Source organism: Rhizobium sp. 268, assembly GCF_036571585.1.
In the GTDB taxonomy this organism is placed as follows: domain Bacteria; phylum Pseudomonadota; class Alphaproteobacteria; order Rhizobiales; family Rhizobiaceae; genus Rhizobium; species Rhizobium redzepovicii.
Genome location: NZ_JAPPSO010000046.1, coordinates 1 through 5638, shown reverse-complemented (window position 1 = coordinate 5638; position 5638 = coordinate 1). Strand labels below are relative to the sequence as shown.

Below are 5638 nucleotides of genomic sequence, written 5' to 3'. Positions count from 1 at the left end.
TCAATACGATAAAGTCGTCCGGTTGCCCGGAATCTGATGGAGGGATGCATTATGAAGCGCACTGTGCCTTGCGGCCGCGGAAGCAGAAAACCTCGCCGCTATGAGGATCGCGGCCAAGGCCTTCCTGCACCTTCAGCGCCAGGCTGTTCATGCCGCAACGCATGTCCGTCACGCCGCCCGCGATCCACTCCTTCACCCCGCCCGGAAACGCGATCATGACACGTCCAGGATCGACAACAGACGGGCAAGGATGGTCGGATCAAGCGAGGCCGGAATCGTCAGCCGCCGGCCATTCGGCAGGCCAATCTCGATCATCTTTTCGCCGCCCGACTGGAGCGGAGCCATCATCTCAGAAGATGCCGCAGTCGGTGGCGAAATCGAAAGCGGCACAAAGCTTGTTGATGCGGAAACGCTCAGAAGCCCGCTTCGGTATTCCCGACGCCAACGGGTCAACAGTGATCGCGACAATCCATAACGCCGTGCCGTCACTGAGCCCTGCCGAAAACCTTGCAGGCTTTCCTCGGCGATCCGAACCTTCTCTGCGTCCGACCAGTCCCGCCGGTGACCAAGATCATCGGAGGACAACACCTCAATGGGGGAAATAATTGTAACGCATGACATAAGCCATGGACTTAAAGCCAATCAGCAAGTCAGCACAGACGGCCTTCGGCGGAGGGATACGATGGTTCGAAGAAGGTTGCTACCTCCGACACGGCAGCACCCGACACGCCGGCGGTGAGATGTAGGTTTTCTCGACAAAGCGCTATGCATCCATTGCATAGCTTCACTGCAGCAAAGTCTATCATGTGCGACGGGAATGGGTACCCTGGTTTTCATCGAAGCGATCCATCTCGTGCGCAGAGCTTCGAATTCAGATGGCCCACCTCCTCCCACGGACGGCTGTCGGATCGACGGCACTCCTCAGTTGCTGTTCGATTCTTTTCGTTTTTCACGACAAAAGGGTGGGCGGCCTAGGAGTTCCCGGTGACGCAGGCTAGGCGTCAACATGCTCGATACGCTCGGCTTGATGCTCCGGGCGATGTCACGTTGTTTGATCAAGGTCGGAACAGGGCGCTTGTCTGAGACGTCAGGCGGTTGCGCCGGTCACGGCTTTCCACTGCGCCATTGCGCGGATCCGATGGATGTGGACGGCGAGGGCTGAGTATTTCTGGTGCGCAGGACGAAGAGATTTCGGAGTGCCGAAAAGATGGATATGAACCGTTGCAAGCCGCGAGGATCGAAATCCCTGCATTATCCGCTCCGTTTTCGAAGCGGCAGGTGAGAATTCTCGGCCCGATTGTTCAGGCACTTGCGCGATCGATGTTCAATGGCGGGCATCACCTCACGTCTTGCAGCACCATATGAGCGCAATTCGTCGGTGACGATCCGCTTCGGCGTCAGGCTTCGCTTCTCTTCAGTAGTCTGACCAGCAATCGCCTGGGGGCTTGGGTATCGCGGTGGGCTTGAACGATCTCGTCGAGAACGTAATCGTCCTGGTCAACGGCACGCCAGAGCCAATGTTCGCGGCCGCCTATGGAAATCACCACCCCGTCCAGATGCCAGATATTCTTTCGCAAAGGCCTCTTTCTGCACAACTGCCTGGCATAAGCCGTTCCAAATTGCGACCCCATCTCCGGATCATACCGCGCTCCAGCAGCACCTCCTCGACCATCCTTAGGCTCAAAGGGAATCGAAAATACAGCCAGACCGCACGGGCGATGATCTGCGGTGGAAAGCGGTGGCTCTTGTAGCTTACGGTCGGACTGTTCACCCAATCCGTTATTCCACAATCGTTAAGCCCCACACAACGTGACATCGCCCTTCGGTGAGTTCGGTGAGGGTGCGCGCCGCGCCGGTATCGTCGGCGTGATCTCGCCCTTCAATTTCCCGCTCGTGCTTTCGTTCCGCTCGATTGCCGCAGCGCTAGCATTCGGCAATGCCGTGGTCCACAAGCCCGATCCGCGCACGCCGATTTCGGGCGGCATCATCATCGCCCGCATCTTCGAGGAAGCCGGCCTGCCCACGGGCGTGCTGCAGATGGCGCCCGGTGGAGCTGACACCGGCGAGGCGATGTGCACCGATGCCCGATGATCTCCTTCACCGGATCTGCCAGGGCCAGCTCGAAGGTCGCCGAGATTGCCGGCAACCACTTCAAGAAGATTCAGCTAGAGCTTGGCGGCAAGAACTCGCTTATCGTGCTCGACGACGCCGATCTCGACATCGCTGCTTCCGATTCGGCCTGGGGCGCCTTTCTACATCAGGGCCAGATTTGCATGGCGACGGGCCTAATCCTCGCCGATGAAAAGATCGCCGAAGTCTTGACAGCCAAACTGGTTATGAAGGCGTCACACCTGCACGTCGGTGATCCCTCCACCAATCGGGTCGCGCTTGGCCCGCATCCCCCGCGCTTGCCAGTTCATGTCGGAGATTGCCATGCAGATAGAAGCTGCGATTGCCCGCGCGCAAGGCACTAGCCTCAGCCTCGAAACCGTCGGTATCGAGGAGCCGAGGGATAACGAAATCCTCGTGAAGGTCGTGGCAACGGGTGCTTGCCATACCGATATCATCGTGCGTGATGGCATGCTGCCGACGCCGCTGCCGGTGGGACTTGGACATGAGGGGGGCCGGCATTGTCGAGAAAGTCGGCCGCGCCGTCTCGAAGGGGAAGGCCGGGGATAAGTCGTCATGACCTTCGATTCCTGCGGCCACTGCCCGAGTTGCCTGGATCACCACATCAGCTATTGCCAAGAATTTTTCCTGCGCAATTTCCTTGGTGCACGCACAGATGGCTCGAGCGCACTTTCGGCAGGCGGCGAGCGTATTCACGGCAACTTCTTCGGCCAATCATCCTTCGCCACTCACGCCATCTGCCATGAGCTGAATGTCCTGAAGGTACCGGATACGGCGCCGCTCGAATTGCTGGGACCGCTCGCCTGCGGTATCCAGGCCGGTGCGGGCGCAGTCATGAACGCGCTCAAGGTTTCGGTGGGCAAATCCTTCCGTATTCGGCTCGGGTCCGGTCGGCTTCTCCGCCCTGAGCCGCCAAGGTCGTCGGCGCGACAACCATCGTCGCGGCGGACATGAATGATGCGGCTGGCCATGGCGCGCGAGCTCGGCGCCACTCACACGATCAATCCCGGCAAGGTGGATGCGACAGCCGAAATCAGGGCGATCACAAGCTACGGGTTGAATTTCGCGCTCGATACGACGGGGATTTCTAGCGTTATCCGCAGCGCGGTGCTGGCGCCGATGGGCGCCTGCGGCATTCTCGGCGCGTCGGCCATGGGCACCGTGATCAATCTGGACGAAGTGCACTTCATGAGCGGCGGGAGTTGCCAAAGGATAAGGCCGTCCACGTCATTCTCGATAACTACGCGACCCATAAACAGCCGAAGGTCCGCGCTTGGCTAGCCAGGGATCCGCGCTGGACATTCCACTTCGTCCCTACATCCTGTTCATGGCTGAGGGCCATCGAGGGCTTCTTTACGAACCTGACGCGCCGACGTCCGAAGTAAGGCGTCTTCCAGTCCGTCGTCGACCTCCGAGCTATCATTAACGCTTCGTCAAAGAGCATAACCAAAAACCAAAGCCCTTCATCTGGAGGGCAGATCCAGACGAGATCATTGCAGCGGTCAAACGTGGGCACCAAAGGTGGGATCAATCCACTAGCGCAAGAACGCTGCCTCAGGGATAGGGCCGGCGACGGCATCGCAGTGCTTTCGCGTACCATCTCCTCGCATGTCGAGATGGTCGATGTGCTTCCTTGATTTGGCCACAGTCACCTTCGTAACGCTCAGACGGTCGGTGCTCGGCCTTTCCGCCCATTGATGGACTTCAGATGCGGCGATCATCTCTTTTTCAGCGACTTGCCATTTCTCGAAAGCTCTCATCGGCGATATCACGTTGTTTCATCGACGCCTGGATAAGGCGCTTGTTTGTGACGTCAGGCAGTCGCGTCGTTCACGGCTTTCCATTGCGCCAATCCGATGATTGTAAGTGGAAAGGGCTGAACGTTTCGAATGCGAGAGAACGAAGCGATTTCGGATTGCTGTAAAGATCGATCAAGCATCACCCGTTCTCGCTTTCGAAGTGAACGTGAGAATTCTCCGCACGATTGTTCAGGGCCCTATTGGATTAATGTTCGACAGCGGGCATGGCATCTCGTTTTGCAGCGCCATACGAGCGCAGTTTGTCGGTGATGATACCGCTTTAGCGCCAGGCCATGTTTCTTCAGCAGTCTGACCAGCAATCGCTTGGCAGCTTTGATGTTTTCGGCCGCCGATAGAAATCACCACTCGTCCAGATGTCAGATATCCTTACGCGACGGGTTTTTTCTGCGCAACTGCCTGGCATAAGCTGTCCCGAGTTTGATGGTCTCCTATGAAAGGATCCCGTGATGAGGCCGACAATGCTGGTTCCAACAGCATTTCCTGACCATCCGCGGGCTCAAAGGGAACCGAAAATACAGCCAGATCGCACGGGTGATGATCTGCGGTGGAAAGCGGTGGTTCTTCTAGCTGAAGGAACGGGTCCTTATCCCCGCAATTATCTCGCCAACCGCTAAGCCGCAGACACATGACAACGCCTACACTTCCATTGCGGTCTTGATGTTCTTCGGTATTGGTCATCACCTCCGAGGTGAGGGTCTAATCTGTTCACCTAATTTGTTGGGGTTGTTAGCGAGAGCGGGAAAATCACCGGGCTCTTTGACAGGTTGGTAAGCGAACATAATCGCTTTAGACATTCCCACGGACCAACCACCGATCTTGCGATCGAAAGTTCGCCATACTTGTATTTAATACTTCAACGAACATAACCGTTCTGTTTATTTTGCAGAACCAAAATACAGAATCGCATTGGAGCGCGGCAATCATGTATGTCATAAAATATATTATTCTTTTGTATTGATCTAGGCCAAGGTGCCGTCTAGATGTGGCACACGAGCGGCCGGAGCGTGCCTCGGGCAGCGACAAAGGCCTAAATGACATCACCTAACATCCCGACGATGCGGACTTTCGTTGCGGTGAAGATCGTGCGACCCGAAGCGAAGGATGAAAAATGGCCGGATTCTTGAGAAAACTGCTGCCGAAACGGTTCCGCAAGGACGGCATCACCATTCCGGTTGTCCGGCTGCAGGGGCCGATCATCAGCGGCGGCGGCCAGTTCCGGCCGACCCTCAACCTTGCCAATGTCTCTCCGGTTCTGGAAAAAGCCTTCGCCATGAAGGACGCGCCGGCGGTCGCCATCTCCATCAATTCGCCGGGCGGCTCGCCCGTCCAGTCGCGCCTGATCTTCACCCGCATTCGCGAGCTTGCCCGCGAGAAGCAGAAGAAGGTTCTGGTCTTCGTCGAGGATGTCGCTGCCTCGGGCGGTTACATGATCGCGCTTGCCGGCGATGAGATCATTGCCGACGCCACGTCCATCGTCGGCTCGATCGGCGTCGTCTCCGGCGGTTTCGGTTTTCCCGAGCTCTTGAAGAAAATCGGCGTCGAGCGCCGCGTCTATACCGCCGGCGAAAATAAGGTGATCCTCGATCCTTTCCAGCCGGAAAAGGAAAAGGATATCGAGTACCTGAAGAGCCTGCAGCTCGAAATCCACCAGGTCTTCATCTCCATGGTGCGCGAACATCGCGCCGGCA

3 protein-coding genes and 5 pseudogenes are annotated in these 5638 nt (G+C 57.3%); 4 read left to right on the top strand and 4 right to left on the bottom strand.

Annotation, left to right across the window (positions count from 1 at the left end):
* Positions 1 to 49: 49 nt before the first annotated feature.
* The 3 genes and pseudogenes from tnpB to OS035_RS33085 all read right to left on the bottom strand — a co-directional run bounded on the left by tnpB (position 50) and on the right by OS035_RS33085 (position 1816).
* Positions 50 to 217 carry an IS66 family insertion sequence element accessory protein TnpB gene (tnpB, locus tag OS035_RS33100; RefSeq protein ID WP_331815542.1) on the bottom strand — a complete coding sequence of 56 codons (168 nt, stop codon included), beginning with the start codon at positions 215 to 217 and terminating at the stop codon, positions 50 to 52.
* Entirely contained in the window at positions 214 to 621 is a 408-nt protein-coding gene (gene tnpA / locus OS035_RS33700) for an IS66-like element accessory protein TnpA (RefSeq protein WP_442967732.1), read from the bottom strand. Before tnpA ends, tnpB begins: the two co-directional genes overlap by 4 nt.
* Positions 622 to 1087: 466 nt before the next feature.
* Positions 1088 to 1816, bottom strand: a pseudogene (locus tag OS035_RS33085) (IS6 family transposase).
* On the opposite strand from OS035_RS33085, the pseudogene OS035_RS33080 reads away from it, so the two are divergent.
* The 3 pseudogenes from OS035_RS33080 to OS035_RS33070 form a co-directional block, all read left to right on the top strand.
* A pseudogene (locus tag OS035_RS33080) lies at positions 1810 to 2474 on the top strand (aldehyde dehydrogenase family protein). The pseudogenes OS035_RS33085 and OS035_RS33080 sit on opposite strands and share 7 nt — an antisense overlap.
* Positions 2434 to 3348, top strand: a pseudogene (locus OS035_RS33075) (NAD(P)-dependent alcohol dehydrogenase); the annotation flags it as partial. The pseudogenes OS035_RS33080 and OS035_RS33075, both read left to right, overlap by 41 nt.
* Positions 3330 to 3694, top strand: a pseudogene (locus tag OS035_RS33070) (transposase); the annotation flags it as partial. The pseudogenes OS035_RS33075 and OS035_RS33070, both read left to right, overlap by 19 nt.
* Positions 3695 to 3943: 249 nt before the next feature.
* Here the strand turns inward: OS035_RS33070 and OS035_RS33065 are convergent.
* Positions 3944 to 4628: pseudogene (locus OS035_RS33065) on the bottom strand (IS6 family transposase).
* A gap of 430 nt (positions 4629 to 5058) precedes the next feature.
* On the opposite strand from OS035_RS33065, the gene OS035_RS33060 reads away from it, so the two are divergent.
* Positions 5059 to 5638: S49 family peptidase (locus OS035_RS33060; RefSeq protein ID WP_331815539.1), on the top strand; the 580-nt coding region annotated here is incomplete at its 3' end.

Bases quoted from the DNA above. Each gene is read 5' to 3' on its own strand.
- tnpB (WP_331815542.1), bottom strand. From the start codon at position 217: ATGATCGCGTTTCCGGGCGGGGTGAAGGAGTGGATCGCGGGCGGCGTG.
- tnpA (WP_442967732.1), bottom strand. From the start codon at position 621: ATGTCATGCGTTACAATTATTTCCCCCATTGAGGTGTTGTCCTCCGAT.